We start from the raw sequence: 20,819 nt of genomic DNA, 5'->3' as shown, positions 1-20,819 counted from the left end.
GAAAGGCCGGGGCGCTCGCTCCGGTCTTTTTTGGGTTGTGCCATGATCGTCAAACGCCTCGACCACGTTAATGTCCATACCCGCGACATGGCGGGAACCGTGCAGTTTTACAACGACCTGCTGGGCCTGGAGGCGCGGACGGCGCCGGAACGGTCGCCGGCTGAACGGCAATGGCTGTACGATGTCGGCGGTCGTGCCGTCATCCATCTCAATCTGGCGGGCAGCGACGCGACTATACCGCGCGAGGTCGAACCAGGCGCGCCCACCGGCGCCATCCACCATGTCGCCTTCGAGTGCGACGGCCTGGACGACATGCTGGCGCGACTGGAAGGCCGGGGAATGCCATTTAAGCGCGCCGAAATTCCGTCGATCAATCTGACTCAATTGTTTGTCGTCGACCCGAACAATGTCTTGCTGGAACTGAATTTCAGGCATTGACCGCCAAGCCGCGGCGTGAAAGTTTCATCTGAAAGAAATTCACGGAGACGGCTGATGGTTTGGAAAATGCTGGCCTTGATGGCAGTATTCGTGGCGGGCAGCGCCACCGCCGGGAGCTATAGCCCTGCGGAGACCTTCGCGCCGCGGCCCGGGACCAATCCCGTCAACACCTATCGTTCGGCCAACGGCCTGCCCGGGCCCGACTATTGGCAGAACAAGGCCGATTACCAGATCCACGCCACGCTCGATGACAAGACACCGTCCCTGACCGGCTCCGAGGTCATCACCTATACCAATAACAGCCCGGATCAGCTCGATATCCTGTGGCTGCACCTCGATCAGAACATTTACAAGGCCGACAGCCGCAGCAAACACGCCGGCACCGGCTCGCGCGCCTATGGCGTCCATGCCACCGATGGCTTCGTGCTCGATTCGGTCGAGGTGCTGAACGGCAAGACGTGGGTCAAGGCCGCCACCCTGGTCGACGACACGCGCCTGCGCGTCACCCTGCCGAAAATCCTCGGGCCCAAGGGCCAAAAGGTCCAGGTGCGCATCGCCTGGCATTTTACGATCCCCGGCGAATGGGGCGGACGCATGGCCTGGGGCATGGCCAAGGACGGGCCGATCTACGACCTGGCGCAATGGTATCCGCGTATGGCCGTCTATGACGATATCCGCGGCTGGGATCCCCTGCCTTATCTGGCGCAGGAGTTCTATCTCGAATACGGTACTTTCGACTACGACATCACCGTACCGGCCGACATGCTGGTGGCGGGATCGGGCGAGTTGATGAACCCCCAAGAGGTTCTGACCAAGACGGAGCTGGCGCGGTTTAACCAGGCCAAGACCAGCGACGCAACGGTGATGATCCGCTCGCCGGACGAGATCAAGGACCCGGCCAGCCGCCCGAAACAGGACGGCATGCTGACCTGGCGTTTTCACATGAACGATACCCGCGATGTCGCCTTTTCCGCTTCAAAAGTGTTTGCGTGGGATGCGGCGCGTATCAACTTACCGGGTGGCAAGTCATCCATGGCGATGTCGTTTTACCCGGCAGAAAGTCAAGGCGCAGATCGCTGGGGCCGATCGACGGAATATATGAAGCACGCCGTCGAGGCCTTTTCGGCGCGCTGGTACCCCTATCCGTGGCCGGCGGCCATCAATATAGCCGGACCGGCCACCGGCATGGAATATCCCGGCATCGTCTTCGACGGCATAGACGACGCCGGCAAGACCTTGTTCTGGATTTCGGCGCATGAGATCGGCCACAGCTGGTACCCGATGATCGTCGGTTTCGACGAACGCCGCGATGCCTGGATGGACGAAGGCTTCAACACCTTTATCGATGTCTACGAGTCCGACGACTTCAACCACGGCGAATACGGCCCCAAGCGCGACAGCGAATATGCCTGGGGCGGCGGCAATCCGGTCGATGAAATCCTGCCTATCCTCGAGGACGAGGATGCGCCGCTGATCCTGTCGCGCTCGGACACTGTGATCGAGAAATATCGCCATCCGGTGACCTATTTCAAATCGGCGCTGGGTATGATCCTGTTGCGCGAACAGATTCTCGGACCCGACCGTTTCGATCCGGCCTTCCGGCGCTTTACGGCGGCGTGGGCGTTCAAACATCCGAAGCCGGACGACTTCTTCCGCGCGATGTCGAGCGAAAGCGGCGAGGACCTGAGCTATTGGTGGCGCGGTTGGTACGACAACAATTGGACGCTCGATTATGGGGTGGATTCGATCGTCGCCGACCCGGCCAAGGGTACCGCCATCACGGTCGGCGCCCATGACAAGCTGATCATGCCGGCGACCTTGCGAGTCGATTTTAACGACGGCACGCATCGGGATTATCGCTTGGAAGCCGACAGCTGGATCCGCCAGCCGTTTTCGGTGATCAATGTCGAGGCGGGCAAGACGGTGACTGGTGCCACGGTCGATCCGGACCATGTTATTCCTGATAAGGAACGCGGCAATAATAGCTTGAAGGTCAAGGGCGGGTAAGGGCTACCTTCTCCTCCCTTGTGAGCGCAAAGGGCGAAACGGGGGAGGAGAAGTTAGGCGGCGAGGCCGGCGGCTTTCATCAATGGCGTTAGGGTGGCAAGAGCCTGAGGCTGATCGGTCAGGACCTGGCGCATTTCGGGACCGCGCAGCAGTTTCATCGCTTCGCTCTTGGCCTGGTCGCTGACCGGCCCCAATGGCGCCGATTGGCCGACGGCGAAGGTCAGCAGCAATTGCAGCTTTTGCAGCGGCTGGGTCGGGGCCTTGAGGATATGGGCGATCAGGTGCGCGTCGGCGGCTATCAGGCCGCCGATATGGCCCAGCTTGATGGCCGCGTCCTCGCCGTCCTTGTCGTTGATTTGCGAACGGACGATACGCCTCTGCATATGGGCCAGGACCGCCAGTCTTTGGCTGGCGGGGCGTTCGACATCACGCATGTCGCGTTCGAATTTCAAGGCGCCGACAGCGGCGAGCAACCAGCGCGAGGCCTGACGTTTGTTGACGCCGCCGGCGACGTTTTCGCACAGCCAGATCAGCTTTTCGATCTCTTCGGACGGCGTCGTTGCGGTCTTGGTCAGRCTATCGACAAAGTCGGTCGAAACCAGCGTCTTGGAGCGTTCGAGAAAGGCTTCCTTGATGTCGTCGCGCTGATGCTCCTCCTTGCCCGCCGCCATCATGCATAGGGCCAATGAACGCAGGATTTCGATCTCGGCCTCGGGATCGCCAGGTTTCAGGCGCCGCGGTCCCTTTAGTTCCTGCATCAGGCGCCGCGAAATGCTGAAGCCGAGGTGCGGGAAACAGCCCTGTACGATCAGGTCGTGATAGCCCAGCAGTACGCCGGTGAGCGGCGGGATCAGCTTGGCGACCTTGGCGTCGTACTTGGCGACCATATCGACTTCGACACCGGCCGCCATGCGCGTCAGGACCGCCATGGAGGTGCCAAGATCGGCGTCATGGCCCAGGACATCGTTGAGACTGGCGCGGATGGCGAAGATTTCCACGATCGGCACTTCGAGCACCTGCAAGGCCCATTCGCGGCCACCCAGGTCTTCACTGAGGAGTTGGCCATAGACCAGCAGCCGGTCGAGCTTGGCCGCCGGGCGCTTGTCGCCGACCAGCAATTTGGCGATGGCGCCGCCCAGGACATAGGCGCGTTCGGAATGGTCATTCAGCTTATCGATCGTGGCGAGCCAGTTGGCCGGATCGATGTCGGGGAACAGCTTGCGCCGCCCGTCATTGATCAGGCGGGCCGTCGAGCGGTCGATCAAGGCCCGCCAGCGCCGCATCAGTTCGTGCAGGTCCTGGCCGGTTTCGTGGCTTTCCGGAATGGCCAGTTTTTGCGTGACGTGCAGCAGCTCGCCATCGGCGGCATCGAGCTTTTCGGCGAGGTCCGGGCGGTGGAGAAGTTCGAAGGGTGTGACGTGGTTGCGCTTCAGCCAATCTTCGAGCAGGCGCGATATCTTTTCGCGGGCGTGCAGGCTGTAGAGGTCCTGGGGACTGGTGCAGACGCTGTCGGTTTCCGCGGCCAATTTGAGCTTTTTGGTGACTTCCGGCACGCCTTTGGTCATCAGGTTGACGCTACTGAACTCACCGGTTTCGGCGTCGAGCATTTCCTTGGTGACACGGACCGCGGCGAAGCGGCGCTCGGCCAGCATGTCCTCGGCGTTTTGCATGGCAAGGGCGCGGTCTTCCGTGGCGATCTGAAGCACCCACGACGACTGCACGGTCTTGCGTGCGAAGACTTCGTAATGCACCTGACTGTGGCCGCGACCGCTCATGATTCATCCCTGGAAAGGGACACTAGACACTTGATAGTTTTACAAACCGTACACAAATCAGTGGAAATTTCGCAATTTGTCGTAGTGTTGCCAGAATAAGACCGATATTAGGGCACCATCACGCCTTTATAAAAACTTGTATAGGATGATAAAGCATAGAGTGCTTCCGATCCGTGTCGGATCAGGGCTAGTTCCCTTCCGAGCTGATGCGAGGAGGCGCGCGCCGCTTGAGCGAATTAGATGGAGACCCCATGGCCAGAATCACTTTGGTTGACGACGACGAAAACATTGTCACCAGCGTCTCGTTGGCGCTGGAAAGCGGCGGCCACACGGTCGAAGCCTATTATGACGGCGCCGCCGGTTTGGCCGCGCTGGAAAAGGATCCGCCCGACCTCGCCATTCTCGACGTCAAGATGCCGCGCATGGACGGCATGGAAGTGCTGCGCCGGCTGCGCAATACGTCGAACCTGCCGGTCATTATCCTGACCTCGAAGGACGACGAAATCGACGAGGTGCTGGGCTTCAATCTTGGCGCCGACGACTATATGCACAAGCCGTTCTCGCAGCGCTTGCTGCTGGAGCGCGTCAAGGCTGTGCTGCGGCGCGCCGGCATCGTCGAGCAGGGTGAAGCCCCGGAAGTCGCCGAAGCGCTCAATGCGAAGTCGCTGAAGCGCGGCAAGCTGGTCATGGACGCCGCCCGCCACGAATGCACCTGGGACGGCAAGCCCGTCCGTTTGACGGTCACCGAGTTCCTGCTTCTGCACGCCCTGGCCCAGCGCCCGGGCTTCGTCAAGAGCCGCGACAACCTGATGGATGCCGCCTATGACGACCAGGTATATGTCGACGACCGCACCATCGACAGCCACGTCAAGCGCATGCGCAAGAAGTTCCGCGTCGTCGATCCGACCTTCGATTCAATCGAAACGCTCTATGGCGTGGGTTACCGGTACCGGGAAATCTGAGCCGGTTTCGCTGACGGCAAGAACCCCTCACCCTAACCCTCTCCCCTTGAAAGGGGAGAGGGGATAAAAGAACAGGCCTCATTCACGCATATGCCGAGCCCCCACCGCCCCTGGTACAAGAGACTGCCGTTCGGACAGTCACGCCTCGGGCGGCTGATTTTCGGGCTGAATCTGTTCGGACTGATCATCCTGATCACCGGCGCCATGGTGCTCAACGAGCTGAGCCAGGGCCTGATCAAGGACCAGAAGATTTCGCTCACCGCCCAGGCCCATTTGATGGCCGAGGTTATCGACCGTGTCGCCACGGGCGACGGTCCCGAAGCGCAGCTCGACGCCTATTACGCGGCGCGCCTGTTGGGCGAGTTCATTCCGGCCGGCCAAAGGGCGCGGCTGTTCGATGCTCAGGGCAAGCTGGTGTCGGACGGTGTGTGGGCGGCGGATTCCTATATCGGATCGGACCGCATCGACGTCACCGACCTGCCGCCGGCGCGCAAATCCGACGAGCCGGCTTCAGCCAGCAAGAACGGCCCGACGCCGGCTACCCTCGCCGAAGCCCAGCGCGAACTGCATATCGAAGTGATGGAAGCGCTGAGCGGCTCGATCGTGCCGACGGTCCGGCGCAACGAAAACGGCGTGCGCGTCGTGTCGGTGTCGATCCCGATCCGCCGGGTCAGCACCATATTGGGCGTCCTGACCATCGAAGGCGGCGACGTCGACGAAACCGTGCGGGCGCAACGCATGGCGATGGTGCCGTTTATCCTGGTCGCCCTTGGTGTCACCCTGTTGTCGTCGGTCCTGCTCAACTGGTTGGTCAGCCGGCCGATCCAGCGCCTTTCCGACGCCGCTGACAATGTGCGCAACGCCCAGACGCGCGCCATCTCCCTGCCCGATCTCGAAGAGCGCAAGGACGAGATCGGGACCCTGGCGCGATCGCTGGAATCGATGACCGATACCTTGTGGCGGCGCATGGAGGAAATCGACCGTTTCGCCGCCGATGTGTCGCACGAGATCAAGAACCCGCTGACCTCGATCCGCAGCGCTTTGGAGACGCTCAACCTGGTGAAGGACGAGAACGCCAAGACGCGGTTGATGAATGTGATCAACCAGGATGTGCGGCGGCTGGACCGGTTGATTACCGATATTTCCAACGCGTCACGTCTGGATGCCGAACTGTCGCGCGACACGCCTAAAAAGGTCGAGGTCGGGGCGTTACTGGAAGACATTATTTCGCTTTATCAGCAAAGCCATATGGACGGTCAGGTGGCTGTGGCGTTCACGCGTTCGCTGGCGCCGGCGGCGTCGCGGGTCAATGGCCGCGAAGGGCCTCTGGGCCAGGTGTTCCGCAATATCATCGATAATGGCCGTTCGTTCTCGCCCGAGGGCGGCGAGGTCCGGGTAGTGGTCGGCCCCAGCCATGACCCGGCCCTGCCGATCCTGATCACGTTCGAGGACGACGGTCCGGGGATACCCGAAGAGAACCTGGAGACCATCTTCCAGCGGTTTTACACGTCGCGGCCGAAGGGGACGACGTTCGGCAAGAATTCAGGGCTGGGGCTGTCGATCTCGCGCCAGATCGTCGAGGCGCACCATGGCCGAATCTGGGCGGAAAACCGTATGGACGCGGACGGCAAATGTATCGGCGCTCGGTTCAGCATATTGCTGCCGGCGGGTTGAGACCCGGTCAAATTACGCGTTGCGTCAATTCGATCTTGTGGCCCTCGGAATCTTCGAGGACGGCTTGGTAACCCCAGGAGGTGAGTGCCGGCGAGCGAAGGATTTTAGCCCCCGTTGCCGTTGCCAGAACCGCATCGAGATCGGCAACGATGAAGCCCAGACGCAGGGACGACGTACCGGGATCGGTGTCTTTTCGCGGGTAGATTTCGAGCACGAGGCCACCCAGGTCTGCGGAAAAATGTTCGGGGCCATTCCCGTGTCGTTCTCGCTCAAATTTACAGCCAAGGCTTTCATAGAACTGGGCGAGCGTTTTTGGTGAGCCGGCCTTTAAGACAATGAGATTGATGGATGGCGGGTGGTCGTTCAAGTTCAACCCTATTTGTGCAGCAGAAAATAGGCCAGGCGGAAGCCTGAGTCCGCCAGGGTGAAGACCGCCGGGCCGATCATGGCGATGGCGAGGAAGCGCGAGGTGCTGCCACGGCGGAAGGTCCAGGCGCCGCAAGCACCGGCAATCAAGGCGGCGATAACGGCCTCGGCGGCGAGGGTTTGGGCTGTCGACGGGGTGTCGGGCACCAGGTTCAGGATGACGGCAAAGAAGGCCATCACCAGACCGGTGATAGTGATAATCAGGGGCAGGTTTTTCATGAGCGTGTGATTAGCATGAAGTCGGCAAGCTGGCGAGATTCGGAGTAGTTCTGGCCTTATTTAAGGAAAACCCGCACTCCGAATAGAAATATAAGGTATCAAAATACCGTTCAACAGCGATATTGTTGAAAGACATGCACTGGCGTGGCCGAGCGTCGGTTATGGGTGCAGGGGCTGTGCCCCTGCAAAAGAAAAGGCCCTCTGGTCGCTAAACCAGAGGGCCTTTTCTTTTGTACGGTTACAGCCGAGCCTATTCGGCCGCTTCGACCACGCCGCGCGCCAGGTTGCGCAGGACGTAGGGCATGACGCCACCGTTCTTGTAGTATTCGAGTTCTGTCGGGGTATCGATACGGCAGCGGACCGGGAAGCGGGCGACCTTGCCATCGGAAGCGCGGAACAGTTCGACGATCAGTTCCTGGCGCGGCTGGACGTTTTCGAGGCCGCGGATAGTGACAATTTCCTCACCGGTCAGGCCGAGCTTGGCCCAGCCGTCGACCTTGAACTGCAGGGGGAGAACGCCCATGCCGACCAGGTTCGAGCGGTGGATGCGTTCGAAGGATTCGGCGATGACGGCGCGGACGCCCAGCAGCTTGGTACCCTTGGCCGCCCAGTCGCGCGACGAGCCGGTGCCGTATTCCTTGCCGGCGAAGATGACCATGGAGCGGCCTTCGGATTGATAGCGCATCGAGGCGTCGTAGATCGACATGACGTCGTTCGACGGGAAGTGCTTGGTGACGCCGCCTTCGATTTCCGGGGTGATCTTGTTGCGGATGCGGATATTGGCGAAGGTGCCGCGCATCATGACGTCGTGGTTGCCGCGGCGGGCGCCGTAGGAGTTGAACTCGGTGACCGGGACATTGTGCTCGGAGAGGTATTTGCCGGCGGGGCCCGACGCCTTGATGTTACCGGCCGGCGAGATGTGGTCGGTGGTGATCGAGTCGCCGAAGACGCCGAGGACGCGGGCTTCGACGATGTCGGTGACCTTGTCCGGGGTCATGGTCATGCCGTCGAAATAGGGCGGGTTGGCGACATAGGTCGAGGTGGCGTCCCAGATATAGGTCTGGCCGCCGGCGACCGGGATGGCCTGCCAGTGCTTGTCGCCTTCGAAGACGTTGGAGTAGCGCTTGGTGAACAGGGCGTTGGTGACGTTCTTGGCCTGGATGGCGGCGATTTCCGCCTTGGTCGGCCAGATGTCCTTCAGGAAGACCGGTTCGCCATCGGAGCCGATGCCGAGGGGTTCTTCGCGCAGGTTGAGCTTGGTCGAGCCGGCCAGGGCGTAGGCGACGACGAGCGGCGGCGAGGCCAGGTAGTTGGCGCGGACGTCGGGGGAGACGCGGCCTTCGAAGTTGCGGTTGCCGGAGAGGACGGCCGAGGCGACCAGGTCGCCGCTGTTGATGGCGGCCGAGATGGCGTCGGGCAGAGGACCGGAATTGCCGATACAGGTGGTGCAACCGTAACCGACCAGGTTGAAGCCGAGAGCATCGAGGTCGGGGGTCAGGCCGGCTGAGTTGAGGTAGTCGGTGACGACTTGCGAGCCCGGCGCCAGCGAGGTCTTGACCCACGGCTTGACCTTCAGGCCCTTGGCATGCGCCTTGCGGGCCAGCAGGCCGGCGGCGATCAGAACCGAGGGGTTGGACGTATTGGTGCAGGAGGTGATGGCGGCGATGACGACGTCGCCGTGGCCGACGGTGAAGTCAGAGCCTTCGACCTGGACGCGTTCGTCTTCCTTGCCGGCCTTGCCGAAGTCACCCGACAGGGCGGCGGCGAATTCGGTCGAGACGCTGGACAGCGCGACGCGGTCTTGGGGACGCTTGGGGCCGGCGAGCGACGGTTCGACGGTCGACAGGTCGAGTTCCAGGGTGTCGGTGAAGACGGGTTCGTGTTCGGGGTCGAGCCACAGGCCTTGCGCCTTAGCATAGGCTTCGACGAGGGCGACGCGGTCCTTGGCGCGGCCGGACTTGGCGAGATAGTCGATCGTGGCTTGCGAGACCGGGAAGAAGCCGCAGGTGGCGCCGTATTCCGGGGCCATGTTGGCGAGCGTCGCCTGGTCTTCGAGGGTGAGGTAGGTCAGGCCGTTGCCGAAATATTCGACGAACTTGCCGACGACACCCTTTTTACGCAGCATTTGCGTGACGGTCAGGACCAGGTCGGTGGCGGTGACGTCTTCGGGCAGCTGGCCGGTCAGCTTGAAGCCGATGACTTCGGGGATCAGCATGGGGATGGGTTGGCCGAGCATGGCGGCTTCGGCTTCGATACCGCCGACACCCCAGCCCAGAACGGACAGGCCGTTGATCATGGTGGTGTGCGAGTCGGTGCCGACGACGGTGTCGGGATAGGCGACTTCGCCGCCGTCTGCGACATTGGTCCACACGGTTTGGGCCAGGTATTCGAGATTGACCTGGTGGCAGATGCCGGTGCCGGGGGGGACGACGCGGAAATTGTTGAAGGCGGACGAACCCCAGCGCAGGAAGTTGTAACGCTCCATATTGCGTTCGTATTCGCGGTCGACGTTTTTACCGGCGGAATCGGCGTGGCCGAAATAGTCGACCATGACGCTGTGGTCGATGACCAGGTCGACGGGGTTGAGCGGGTTGATCTTGGCCGGGTCGGCACCCAGCTTGACCATGGCATCGCGCATGGCGGCCAGGTCGACGACGGCCGGAACGCCGGTGAAGTCCTGCATCAGGACGCGGGCGGGACGGAAGGAGATTTCGTGTTCGACGCTGCCCTTGTTCTTGGCCCAGGCGGCGATGGCGGCGATGTCGTCTTTCGACACCGACACGCCGTCTTCGTTACGCAGCAGGTTTTCGAGGAGAACTTTGAGCGAAGCCGGGAGTTGCGAGGCGCCTTCGAGGCCATTGGCTTCGGCGGCTTTCAGATCGTAGTAGGTGTAGGTTTTTTTGCCGACCTTCAGTTCGGCCTTGGACTTGTAGCTGTCAACAGACGACATGTACGCGTATCCTTCTCAGATGCCGCCCATCCGACACGATGACGGATTTATGTCCAAGGATGCGCGCAGATCGGGGACGCACAGGGTTTCCCGGTTGCGCTGCAAAGCCTTGAAGGCGGGCACATGCCTTCTAAACTTCTTATTCGTTTTCGTCTATGTAACCGTGGCGCGCGAAGGGTTATTTTTATGGCGGTGATTCTGCGGGTCGAGGGGCTGAGCCTGAAAAAGGGCTATAACCTTTTGATTCATAATTTGAATTTTGAATTAAGCGGCGGTGAAATTATCTCCCTGACGGGGGAAAATGGCGTTGGCAAGACGACATTATTGCGCACCCTGGCGGGGTTTATGACGCCTGAGTCCGGTACAATCGCCTTTATTGAGAACGGGTCGCAGGTTGAGTCCGATGTGGCACCTGCGAAATTGGTGCATTTCCTTGGGCATCACGATGCGTTGTCGCCGTCGCGGACGGTGGCGCAGGAGTTGGATTTTCAGGCGGCGTATCTGGGCGGGGTCGTGGCCGGGATCGAAGTGTTGAATTTGACGGCCTTGCTGGATCTGGAGACGCGGTATTTGTCGGCGGGTCAGAAGCGGCGGTTGTCGCTGGCGCGGTTGTTGATGGCGAAGCGGCCTGTGTGGTTGCTGGATGAGCCGATGGCGCCTTTGGATGTCGGGCATCGGGCGTTATTGGCCGGGTTGATGGAGGCGCATGTGAGCGACGGCGGGATGATTATCGCTGCCGTGCATGATCCCCTGCCCTTTGATACGCGCGCCCTGCACCTGCAACGACCGACCATGACAGAACGGGAGGCGGCGTTTGGGTAATTTATCTGAGGCGTCCGTGTGGGTGGAAAACTCTGTCCACCCCACCACCATTCCGCTTCGCTTCATGGTCCCCCTCCCCGGCAAGCGAGGAGGATCAAGCATTTCTGAACCTCCCCGCTTGCCGGGGAGGGGAACCGCGAGCCTTCTTCAGGCTCGTGGTGGTGGGGTATTTTGTTTTGGGGGGAAAAGGCTGTGAGCCCCCTCGTTCGCGCTTCCTTTGCCCTGATCAAACGCGACCTGGGCCTGTCGCTGACCCGCGGAGGCGGGCCGCTGCTGGCTGTCGGGTTTTATCTCACCCTGATGGCGATGATCCCGCTGTCGCTAGGGCCGGATTCGGTGATCCTGACGCGCATCGCCGCCGGGTTGACGTGGTTGTGCCTCGCCTTGTCGAGCCTGCTATCGCTGGAAAAGCTGTTCGAGCGCGATTACGAGGACGCCGTGTTCGACACCTTGCGGTTGGGGCCTTTGCCGCTGGAGCTGATCGCCTTGTTGAAGTGCTTGAGCCAATGGCTGGGGACGGGCCTGGTGCTATCGCTGCTGACACCGTTTGTGATGATCATTCTCGGTGCGCCGGCGACGCTTGGATTGATGGGACTTATTGCCGCATTCCTCGGCTCGTTAAGCTTCGCCCTGATCGGTGGAGTCGGCGCGTCTCTGGCGCTGGGGTCGCGCAAGGGCGGGGTGCTGATGGCGCTCTTGGTCCTGCCATTTTACGTGCCGCCGGTCATATTCGGCGCCGGCTTGATGCAGGCAACGCAAGGCGGGACATCGCCGCTGCAGGCCCTCGCCTTCCTCGCTGCCTACGCGTTATTTGCCCTTGCGTTAGGACCGATCGCTATGGGTGCCGCCCTGCGCAGCGCCTTGTCATGAGACACTGAAACCCTTATGTCGGCTGCATGATCAATTTCCTCGCCAATCCCGAGCGTTTCACCCGCGTCACCCAGCCGTTGCGGCCGTGGCTGGCCGGGTTCGCGGGTGTATTCCTAGTGTGGGGGCTCTATCTCTGCTTCGCCTCGCCGGAAGATTACCAGCAGGGCGACACGGTGCGGATCATGTATATCCACGTGCCGGCGGCGATATTGAGCCTCGCCATCTATGCCGCCATCGGTATTGCCAGCTTCTTCGGCCTGATCTTCCGCCATGCCCTTGCCGATGCCGCGGCCAAGGCCCTGGCGCCGATCGGCGCGGTGTTCACGGGGCTGGCCCTGGCGACAGGGTCGTTGTGGGGCAAGCCGATGTGGGGCACGTGGTGGCAATGGGACGGCCGCATGACGTCGGAACTGGTGCTGTTCCTGCTCTATGTCAGCTATATCGCCCTGCATGCCTCGATCGAGGACGAGATTCGCGCCGCCAAGTCGACGGCGATCCTGGCCATGGTCGGTTTGGTCAATTTGCCGATCATCCATTATTCCGTCGTGTGGTGGAGCGGACTGCATCAGCAGAACGCCATCATCACCGTGCCCGATATCCTGTGGCCGCTCGGGATCATGTTCGCCGGCTATGCTTGCCTGGCGGCGTGGCTGTTCCTGATCCGGCTCGACAGCGAGATATTGGGCCGCAAATACCGGGCGCTGCGGGCACGCCTGACCTTGAATTAGGAGACGATCATGGACCTGGATATGGGAAAATACGGCCTGTTCGTCTGGGGCTCGTTCGGGCTCAGCTTTGTCGCCCTGGGTGGGCTGACGTGGTTGTCGCTTTACGTTCACGCACAACGCCGCAAGGTGCTGGAAGCCCTGCAACAGGCGACCGAAGCGAAATGAAGCGCGCCTTGTATTTTACACCGCTGGTGATCTTCGCCCTGCTGCTGGGGGTGATGGCCTGGTACAATTTCCACAAAAAACCGCAGTACGACATGCGCGAAATGGTCGGTAAGTCGGTGTCGACCCTGGCCCTGACCGACCTGCATGACGGGACCCAAGCCGATTTGAAGTCCCTGGTCGCCGGATCGAAAAAGCCAGTCCTGGTCAATGTCTTCGCGTCGTGGTGCGCGCCATGTATCAGCGAGAATTCCGAACTGATGGCTTTGAAGGCCAAGGGCGTGACAATTATCGGGATCGCCTGGAAGGACAAGCCCCAGGACACGCTGGGGTTCCTGGCGCAATACGATGATCCTTACGTGAAGGTGCTGAGCGATCCGGACGGCAAGATGGCTTTGGATCTGGGCATTTCCGGGGTGCCGGAGACCTATATCGTTCGGCCGGACGGGACGATCAGCGACAAGATCGGCGGGCCGATTTTGCCGGATACGTTCGATCAGGTGTATGCGGAAGTTAAGTAGTGTCCGCAGATTGACGCAGATTAAAGCGGGTGATTTTTCAGAGATTGATCGGCTGATTGATGCCTTCGCTGAGGCACAAGAAGGGTGATCCACAGATTACGCAGATTTTTTTGAAGAGATTGATCGGCCCGCGGCAGTCCGAAATTTCGGCGCGAAGCGCGCCCTTAATCTGCGCAATCTGCGTAATCTGTGGATCGACTTTGAGGACTATCGGCGCGCTACGAACCACGCCGGTGGTCTCTGAAAAATCACCCGCTTAAATCTGCGCTAATCTGCGGACAACCCTACCTTTGACCTTCGGAGTTGCGGAACGGATCCAGCGGATAGGTCCCCAACAACTCGACATCGACAGCGAAGAAGTTGAGCTCCTCCAGGGCCTGGGCCAGGTGCTTGTCGCTGGGACGGCCTTCGACATCGCAATAGAAGAGGGTCGAGGCGAAGACGCCGTTTTCGATATAGCTTTCCAGTTTCGTCATATTGACGCCGTTGGTCGCAAACCCGCCCAAAGCCTTGTACAGCGAGGCCGGGATGTTGCGGACGCGGAAGATGAAACTGGTCATGCAATCGACGTCCGGCGCCGGCTCACGGGCGCGGTCCTCGGTCGTCAGGATAAGAAACCGCGTCGTGTTGTGGCGCGCATCTTCCATATTACGCTTTAGGATTTTCAGGCCGTAGAGCTCAGCAGCCGGTTCCGGCGCGATGACGCCGCGGTCCATTTCGCGCGTCTGCGACAGGGCGCGCGCCGCGCCGGCGGTGTCGTGAAAGACCTCGGCGGTGATGCCCAGTTCGGACAGGGCCTTGCGGCATTGCAGCAGGGCCATGGTGTGCGACGCCGCGACCTTGATGTTTTCGAGTTTCGTTTCCGGAATACCCATCAGCATCATCTCGATCGGCAGGAAGCGCTCGCCGACGATCTTCAAGCCTGACCGCGGCAACAGGTGGTGGACGTCGGTAACGCGGCCCGCGACCGAGTTTTCGACCGGAATCATGCCGAGTTCGCATTCGCCGGCCGTCACCGCGGCAAAGGCGGCTTCGAAGGTCGGAAACGGCACGGCGGTAAAGTCGCCAAACCAACGCTTGATGGCCTGATGGCTGAAAGCCCCGGGCTCGCCCTGATAGGCGATCTTGCGTGTGGTCTGTTGGTCCATATTTCTTGCCTCTTTAGCAACTGCGACGATTTGACACGTGCAGATGACTTTTGCGCCCTCCGGGCCAAAAGTGATCTTGCGTCTTTGCCGGTAGCGTGTCAGAGAGCCAAACGCAAGGAAATGAATGTCTAAGCGAACGGCCGCCGGTTGACACGCTTGTTACAGGGCCTAAGCTTGAGCACACAACGATTCACAGGTATCTCGGCAAGATGAGCGGCGATCTTACAGTCAATAAAATTCTCGGTGCGGCCCTGGCGACCGGTCTGGTCATTATGGGCGTGAAGATCGGCTCCGGCATGATCTACGACACCCACGCACCGGCCAAGCCCGGCTATGCCATCGAAGTGGCCGAAGCCGCCGAAGGCGGTGCTGCTGCCGTCGTCGACACGCCGCCGGATTGGGGCACGGTCCTGCCGGCCGCCGACGTCGCTGCCGGTGAAGCCACCTTCAAGAAGTGCGAAAGCTGCCACAACAACGTCCAGGGCGGCCCGAACATGACCGGTCCGAACCTGTTCGGCGTCGTCGACCGCCCGGTCGCCTCGCACCCAGGTATGAGCTATTCCGACGCCATGATGGCCCACGCCAAGGATACGCCGAACTGGACCTATGACGCGCTCTATATGTTCCTGGCCGCGCCGGCCAAGGTCGTCAAAGGCACCAAGATGACCTTCGCCGGTATCAAGAAGCCGGAAGAACGCATCAACCTGATCGCCTATCTGCGCAGCCAGGGCTCGACCGGTTACGCCATCCCGGCGCCTGATCCGTCACGCGCACCCGGCGCTGCCGCCGGTGCGGCTGCTCCCGCCGCTGGCGAAGCGGCTCCGGCTGCAGGGACCGCGCCTGCCGCTGCAACACCGGCCGCTGCCGGCGCCGCCAAGGCCCCGGCCGCCCCAACCCCGGCGCCTGCCGCAGCTTCGGCCAGCGCGTCAAAGTAGGTTCCTGGATTATAACAACAAAAAAGCCTCGCCGAATTTTTCGGCGGGGCTTTTTTGTTGTTTCAAGCGAAGGGCCTCCGGCGGGCAGGGGCACAGCCCCTGCACCCATAACCGACGCGCGGTCGGGTCTGTCGAAGCCTTCCGCGGGCTTTAGCTTCGGGTGGCCATAAGAGCTACTGACGCAAAGGACAAATCCTCTTAACCCCAATATTGAAAAACCCCGCCAGCTTTGCTGGCAGGGTCTTTTTCAATATTATTGGGTCAAGGGGGCTTGCCCCCTTGCCGCCGGAGGCCCTTACAGCCGCCCGAAACCTACAACCGCCGGAATGCCGTCGGCAAACCCGAGCCGCACGCATCGATCCGGTTCACGGCGTCGCTCAGCGGTTCGATCGCCACCTTCATGTGGTGGGCATTGGCGTGGATGATGTTGACGTCGTCGACCATTATGGCAACATGGCCTTTCCAGAAGACGAGGTCGCCGCGTTCCAGGCCGGTCAGGTCGGCGCCGATGTTCAGCGGCACGCCCAGCTTGGCCTGCATGTCGGAATCCCGCGGGCAGCCATAGCCGCTGGCATAAAGGGCTTGTTGCAGCAAGCCCGAGCAATCGAGCCCGATGCTTTCGCGGCCGCCCCATTGGTAGGGCGCATTGATATAGCTTTCGGCGACGCTGACGAAATCGCCGGCAAAGGCTTCGAAATCGCTCAGATGCTTGGCGAACACCCAGCCCATGTCGTTGATATAGGCGAAACCGTTGTCGAAGCGCGAAACATTGACCAGGGCGTTAAGGCTGATCGAGGTCAGGATCGACGATTTCAGGTTCGGCGCGGCGAAAACATAGGTGCGCAGGGTCGCGACATAGTGGGTCGGCAGGTACCAGTCGCGGCGGAAGGCGGACACCGGGACATAGCCGACATAGCCGTCGCGCAGGGCCTGGCCCCAATAGAAGTCGTGCTTGCGCTCGATGACCTTGAAACGTTCGCCCAGCAGCAGTTGATCCCACTGTTCGGCGCCGTGTTCCGGCGACGACAGGATCGGCGCGATGGCGTCGTAGCAGCTCAGGACTTCACCGGCCACATAGGAGCGCGCGCGGATCAGCCCTTCGTGGGCATCGTCGGTTACACCGTTGTGAAACGGGGTAACGCGCTTGTCAAAAGGTTCGTCGCTCATCTGCGTCAGTGCCTCAGTTCTTGATACAGCCACACTACGACAGTTATGCAAAGGTCACGTTAACAGCCAGGGTCAACAGGAGATTTATGAAAGCTGAAGCGGGTCTTAACGGCGATGGCTCGCCGTTAAGCTTTGTTTACAGCTCAAGCGCCGCATGGCTCGCCGCACGAGCGGCGGCGGGCGGTCGCCCTTGCCTGATGCCGAGCTGGCATCAGGAAATGGGCATCAGCATTAGTAGGCTTTCAGCAACTGATACACCGCGCGCAGGGTCTGGGCCTCGGCGCCGACGGGGAAGCCGGTACGGCCGCGCGGGTTCCAGGCATAGATGTCGAAGTGGACCCAGGCACCGGATTTCGGGGCGAATCTTTGCAGGAACAGAGCCGCGGTGACCGAGCCTGCCTGGGCCCAGCCGGCCGGATCGTTACGGATGTCGCCGATATCGGAATCGAGCGCGTCGCGATAACCGGCCCACAGCGGCATGCGCCACAACGGGTCGTGCTGGGCGATGGCGGCGACCTCGAGTTGGCGGACGACGTCTTCGTCATCGCAATAGAAGGGGATGACTTCGGGGCCCAAAGCGACACGCGCGGCGCCGGTCAGGGTGGCGAAGTCGAGCGTCAGGGTCGGTTCCAGCTCACCGGCACGCGTCAGAGCGTCGGCCAGGATCAGGCGGCCTTCGGCGTCGGTATTGCCAATCTCGATCGACAGGCCGGCGCGCGAGGCGATGACGTCGCCTGGGCGGAAGGCGCTGCCCGAGATCGAGTTTTCGACGGCGGGGATCAGGACGTGCAGCTTCACCGGCAAGTCCGACGCCATGACCCAGTCGGCCAGGGCCAGGGCGTGGGCTGCGCCGCCCATATCCTTCTTCATCAGCCCCATGCCGGAGCTGGGTTTGATATCGAGGCCGCCGGTATCGAAGGCGACGCCCTTGCCGATCAGGACGATGACGGGCAGCGGGCCACGAACAGACGATTGCCAGGTCATTTCGATAAAGCGCGGTTGGTGGTCGGCGGCGGCGGCGCGGCCGACGGCGTGGACAGCCGGATAGGCCTTCAACAGTTCGTTACCCGCGGTCACGGTCATGTTAGCGCCGTGGGCCGTGGCGATGCTGCGGGCGGCCGCCTCGATCTGTTCAGGCCCCATATCGTTGGCGGGGGTATTGATCAGATCGCGCGCCAGGTTGTGCGCGGCCACTTCCAGGGCGATGTCGCTGAGCTCGGATTCGGACAGGTCGCTGGCGTCGAGGACGGCGTCGATGGTTTTCGCGGTCTGTTTGTAGCGGCGGAAGCTGTAGGCGCCGAGTTCCCACGCGACGTGGATGGCGTGCATGTCGAGCGCATGGCCGAGGTTGAGCTTCCAGGCGCCTTTCGGCAGTTGCGGCGGCAGGGCGCGGAAGGTCAACGGCGAATAGGCTTTGCGCGCGCCGAGACCGAACCAGGCCGAAAACGCACCGGCGCCGTTGGGCAGCAGGACCAGGGCGCCCGCCTTGCCGGTAAAGCTGCGGGCGTTGAGGAAGCCTCCTTGCGCCGGCGCCAGGTCCGCGATCAGGGCCGCGGCATCCTCTTCGAAGACGGCGAATATCTGGTTTTCAGTCTTGGGTTTCGGCGTTTTCAGCGGTGCGGGCATGGGGCGCTCAAATTATGGTTAACCAAACGTTTCCTACCTTAACTGTATCTTCATTCCTCTCACTGAATCCTTAACTGGGGCCAGAATAAAGAGTCGTGTCATGACAAATCCATTGAAATTCGCCTTCATTCCGTTGTTTGCCTTGGCTTGTGTGCAGGTTGCCGCCTCCCCGGCCGCCGCAGGTGACACGACGGCACCAGCTGTGCAGGCGCCGCTGGCCAGCGCTACGACCGCGGTCGCCGCACCCGAACAGGACGATTTCCGGCCGGCGACACCGGCCGAAATTCAGCAGGCGCTGCGCGCCGATCCGCTGACGCAATCGGCCTTTTTCAACGATCAGTTCAATCATAATCCGACCAATGTGCAGTTGGGGCTCTATCTGTCCAACTCGCTGCGCGCCATCGGCCGCAATGCCGAAGCGGCCGACGCCGCCGAGCGCGCGCTTTTGGTCGCGCCGGACAATATCGATATCCTGATCGCGGCGGCACGCGCGCGTATCGCCGGCGACAGCGCGTTTTATGCCATCCAGCCTTTGCAGCACGCCATCTCGCTGAAGGGCAATGACTGGCGGCTCTATTCGCTGCTGGGGGTCGCCTATGACCAGGTCAAGCGCCCCGACGACGCGCAAGGCGCGTGGGCGACGGCTTTGAAGATGTCGCCGAACAATCCGGCCGTTTTGACCAATATCGCCATGGCCAAGGTCAGCAGCGGCGATCTGGCCGGGGCCGAACCCTTGTTGCGGACGGCTGTGGCGCAGACCGGCGCGACCTTGCAGATCCGCCAGAACCTGGCCCTGGTGCTGGGATTGGAAGGCAAGATGCCGGAAGCCGAGAGACTGCTGCGTCAGGATCTGCCGCCCGATCAGGCTGACGCCAATCTGGCCTGGCTGCAGGCGAACCTGGTCAACCGCGGCGCTGCGCCGGCGACAACGGATGCGCCGACGCGGACATGGGACGCGGTGAAGACCAGCGGGGGTTAAGGTTTAAGGACCTCCGGTGGCCAGGGTCGTAACGACCCTGGACCCGTAATCCAATCAACTTTCAGAAACATTTCACGCGCCCTCTCGACACCTCGAGAGCGGCGCGTTAACCATTTGCCGTGTCCAGCGAGTCGCGGCGGAAAAATTTCCGGACATATCCACCACTATATCTAGTCGTTAACCTAGCATTAACCACAAGGGATAGTGAATAGTACACCGGCCGCAAGGCGTCAGTATCGATTCGGGATTATCCATGACCTCTTCCATTTTGCTCGCCAAGTCTTCCGCCGGCCTTTTGACCCCCAGCCATTCCTACAAGCCCTTCCGCTATCCGTGGGCCTTCGAATTCTGGCGCAAGCAGCAGCAGGTTCACTGGATCCCGGAAGAAGTGCCGCTGGGCGAGGACTGCAAGGACTGGGCGACCAAGCTGTCGGACTCGGAACGCAACCTGCTGACGCAGATTTTCCGCTTCTTCACGCAATCGGACATCGAGGTCCAGGACAACTATCTGGAACGCTATTCGCGCGTGTTCAAGCCGACCGAAATCAAGATGATGCTGTCGTCGTTCGCCAATATGGAAACGATCCACATCGCCGCCTATGCGCTGCTGCTGGAAACGATCGGCATGCCGGAATCGGAGTTCGGCGCGTTCATGGATTACCAGGCCATGCGCGACAAGCACGACTTCATGCAGACCTTCGGCGTCGATACCGAAGCCGATGTCTGCCGGACGCTCGCCATGTTCGGCGGCTTTACCGAAGGCTTGCAGCTGTTCGCCTCGTTCGCCATGCTGATGAACTTCCCGCGCTTCAACAAGATGAAGGGCATGGGTCAGATCGTGTCGTGGTCGGTGCGCGACGAAAGCTTACACTGCGAAGGCATTATCAAGCTGTACCACGCGTTTAACCGCGAAACGAAGGCCGTCACCAAGAGCGTTGCCGACGACATCATCGACTGCTGCAAGACGGTCGTCTCGATGGAAGACAAGTTCATCGACCTGGCGTTCGAAATGGGCCCGGTCCAGGGCATGACGCCGGAAGATATCAAGGCCTATATCCGTTACATCGCCGACTGGCGCCTGCGGCAACTGGAGCTGCCGGAAGTGTTCGGCGGCCAGAAGGAAAACCCGCTGCCGTGGTTGCAGGTCCTGCTCTCAGGCGTCGAGCACGCCAACTTCTTCGAAGCCCGCGCCACGGAATATTCCAAGGCGGCGACCAAGGGACAGTGGACCGGCGACGAAGGCGTGTGGACGGCGTTCGATACCCTGTTGAAGAAACGATCCGAAGCGACCAAGGGCACGGTTGGGGTTTAAGGTTTACAGAAAGGCTCCGGAAACGGGGCCTTTTTTTTAATTCTCCTCCCTTGTAAGCACGCAGTGCGAAACGGGGGAGGTGGCGCGGCGCTCGCCGC

The 20,819-nt window shown here is 61.2% G+C and carries 19 protein-coding genes; 12 read left to right on the top strand and 7 right to left on the bottom strand.

The genetic code is table 11. The annotated features are described in order from the left end of the window. Positions 1 to 42 precede the first annotated feature (42 nt). Both AC1DX3_RS21430 and AC1DX3_RS21425 read left to right on the top strand, forming a co-directional pair. Positions 43 to 438 (top strand): VOC family protein, encoded by a 396-nt coding sequence (locus tag AC1DX3_RS21430; RefSeq protein ID WP_476991385.1) that lies wholly within the window; start codon positions 43 to 45, stop codon positions 436 to 438. A gap of 54 nt (positions 439 to 492) precedes the next feature. Next, positions 493 to 2,445: a M1 family metallopeptidase gene (locus AC1DX3_RS21425; protein ID WP_476991384.1), complete on the top strand. Its 1,953-nt coding sequence runs from the start codon at positions 493 to 495 to the stop codon at positions 2,443 to 2,445. A 53-nt stretch (positions 2,446 to 2,498) separates the two neighbouring features. Here AC1DX3_RS21425 and AC1DX3_RS21420 read toward each other — a convergent pair whose 3' ends face one another. Continuing rightward, positions 2,499 to 4,220 (bottom strand): hypothetical protein, encoded by a 1,722-nt coding sequence (locus AC1DX3_RS21420; RefSeq protein WP_476991383.1) that lies wholly within the window; start codon positions 4,218 to 4,220, stop codon positions 2,499 to 2,501. Between the two features lie 251 nt (positions 4,221 to 4,471). On the opposite strand from AC1DX3_RS21420, the gene AC1DX3_RS21415 reads away from it, so the two are divergent. Both AC1DX3_RS21415 and AC1DX3_RS21410 read left to right on the top strand, forming a co-directional pair. Further along, positions 4,472 to 5,182 carry a response regulator transcription factor gene (locus AC1DX3_RS21415; protein ID WP_476991382.1) on the top strand — a complete coding sequence of 237 codons (711 nt, stop codon included), beginning with the start codon at positions 4,472 to 4,474 and terminating at the stop codon, positions 5,180 to 5,182. Between the two features lie 90 nt (positions 5,183 to 5,272). Then, a complete protein-coding gene (locus tag AC1DX3_RS21410) occupies positions 5,273 to 6,856 on the top strand; it encodes an ATP-binding protein (RefSeq protein WP_476991381.1) in 1,584 nt (527 codons plus the stop codon). A gap of 7 nt (positions 6,857 to 6,863) precedes the next feature. Here the strand turns inward: AC1DX3_RS21410 and AC1DX3_RS21405 are convergent, their stop codons facing one another. The 3 genes from AC1DX3_RS21405 to acnA form a co-directional block, all read right to left on the bottom strand. Then, positions 6,864 to 7,223, bottom strand: a complete 360-nt coding sequence (locus AC1DX3_RS21405) for a VOC family protein (protein WP_476991380.1) — start codon at positions 7,221 to 7,223, stop codon at positions 6,864 to 6,866. Between the two features lie 8 nt (positions 7,224 to 7,231). Beyond that, complete coding sequence (locus AC1DX3_RS21400) at positions 7,232 to 7,501, bottom strand: hypothetical protein (protein ID WP_476991379.1); 270 nt, start codon at positions 7,499 to 7,501, stop codon at positions 7,232 to 7,234. A 250-nt stretch (positions 7,502 to 7,751) separates the two neighbouring features. Continuing rightward, complete coding sequence (gene acnA, locus AC1DX3_RS21395) at positions 7,752 to 10,451, bottom strand: aconitate hydratase AcnA (RefSeq protein WP_476991378.1); 2,700 nt, start codon at positions 10,449 to 10,451, stop codon at positions 7,752 to 7,754. Between the two features lie 186 nt (positions 10,452 to 10,637). Between acnA and ccmA the strand changes: the two genes are divergently transcribed. From ccmA to AC1DX3_RS21370, 5 genes are all read left to right on the top strand, one after another. After that, entirely contained in the window at positions 10,638 to 11,273 is a 636-nt protein-coding gene (ccmA, locus tag AC1DX3_RS21390; protein ID WP_476991377.1) for a heme ABC exporter ATP-binding protein CcmA, read from the top strand. A 192-nt stretch (positions 11,274 to 11,465) separates the two neighbouring features. Beyond that, a complete protein-coding gene (ccmB, locus tag AC1DX3_RS21385) occupies positions 11,466 to 12,143 on the top strand; it encodes a heme exporter protein CcmB (RefSeq protein WP_476991376.1) in 678 nt (225 codons plus the stop codon). 26 nt (positions 12,144 to 12,169) lie between these two features. Next, positions 12,170 to 12,871: a heme ABC transporter permease CcmC gene (ccmC, locus tag AC1DX3_RS21380; RefSeq protein ID WP_476991375.1), complete on the top strand. Its 702-nt coding sequence runs from the start codon at positions 12,170 to 12,172 to the stop codon at positions 12,869 to 12,871. 9 nt (positions 12,872 to 12,880) lie between these two features. Next, positions 12,881 to 13,036, top strand: coding sequence for a heme exporter protein CcmD (ccmD, locus tag AC1DX3_RS21375; RefSeq protein ID WP_476991374.1), 156 nt, complete (start codon positions 12,881 to 12,883; stop codon positions 13,034 to 13,036). Next, on the top strand, positions 13,033 to 13,554 hold the full coding sequence (locus AC1DX3_RS21370) for a redoxin family protein (RefSeq protein ID WP_476991373.1): 522 nt from the start codon (positions 13,033 to 13,035) through the stop codon (positions 13,552 to 13,554). The genes ccmD and AC1DX3_RS21370 overlap by 4 nt, the downstream gene beginning before the upstream one ends. Positions 13,555 to 13,838: 284 nt before the next feature. Here the strand turns inward: AC1DX3_RS21370 and AC1DX3_RS21365 are convergent, their stop codons facing one another. Then, positions 13,839 to 14,702: a prephenate dehydratase gene (locus AC1DX3_RS21365; protein WP_476991372.1), complete on the bottom strand. Its 864-nt coding sequence runs from the start codon at positions 14,700 to 14,702 to the stop codon at positions 13,839 to 13,841. Between the two features lie 209 nt (positions 14,703 to 14,911). Here AC1DX3_RS21365 and AC1DX3_RS21360 point away from each other — a divergent pair, with 209 nt between their 5' ends. Next, positions 14,912 to 15,637, top strand: a complete 726-nt coding sequence (locus tag AC1DX3_RS21360) for a c-type cytochrome (protein WP_476991371.1) — start codon at positions 14,912 to 14,914, stop codon at positions 15,635 to 15,637. 312 nt (positions 15,638 to 15,949) lie between these two features. Here AC1DX3_RS21360 and AC1DX3_RS21355 read toward each other — a convergent pair whose 3' ends face one another. Beyond that, a complete protein-coding gene (locus AC1DX3_RS21355; RefSeq protein ID WP_476991370.1) occupies positions 15,950 to 16,804 on the bottom strand; it encodes a C40 family peptidase in 855 nt (284 codons plus the stop codon). Positions 16,805 to 17,035: 231 nt separating this feature from the next. Further along, a complete protein-coding gene (locus AC1DX3_RS21350) occupies positions 17,036 to 18,430 on the bottom strand; it encodes a leucyl aminopeptidase family protein (RefSeq protein WP_476991369.1) in 1,395 nt (464 codons plus the stop codon). Between the two features lie 100 nt (positions 18,431 to 18,530). On the opposite strand from AC1DX3_RS21350, the gene AC1DX3_RS21345 reads away from it, so the two are divergent. Both AC1DX3_RS21345 and AC1DX3_RS21340 read left to right on the top strand, forming a co-directional pair. Beyond that, positions 18,531 to 19,409, top strand: a complete 879-nt coding sequence (locus AC1DX3_RS21345) for a tetratricopeptide repeat protein (protein ID WP_476991368.1) — start codon at positions 18,531 to 18,533, stop codon at positions 19,407 to 19,409. Positions 19,410 to 19,662: 253 nt separating this feature from the next. After that, entirely contained in the window at positions 19,663 to 20,721 is a 1,059-nt protein-coding gene (locus AC1DX3_RS21340) for a ribonucleotide-diphosphate reductase subunit beta (protein WP_476991367.1), read from the top strand. Positions 20,722 to 20,819: the final 98 nt, after the last annotated feature.

The organism is Asticcacaulis sp. P2_B1, assembly GCF_056404915.1.
This window is presented reverse-complemented; position numbering and strand designations above follow the sequence as displayed.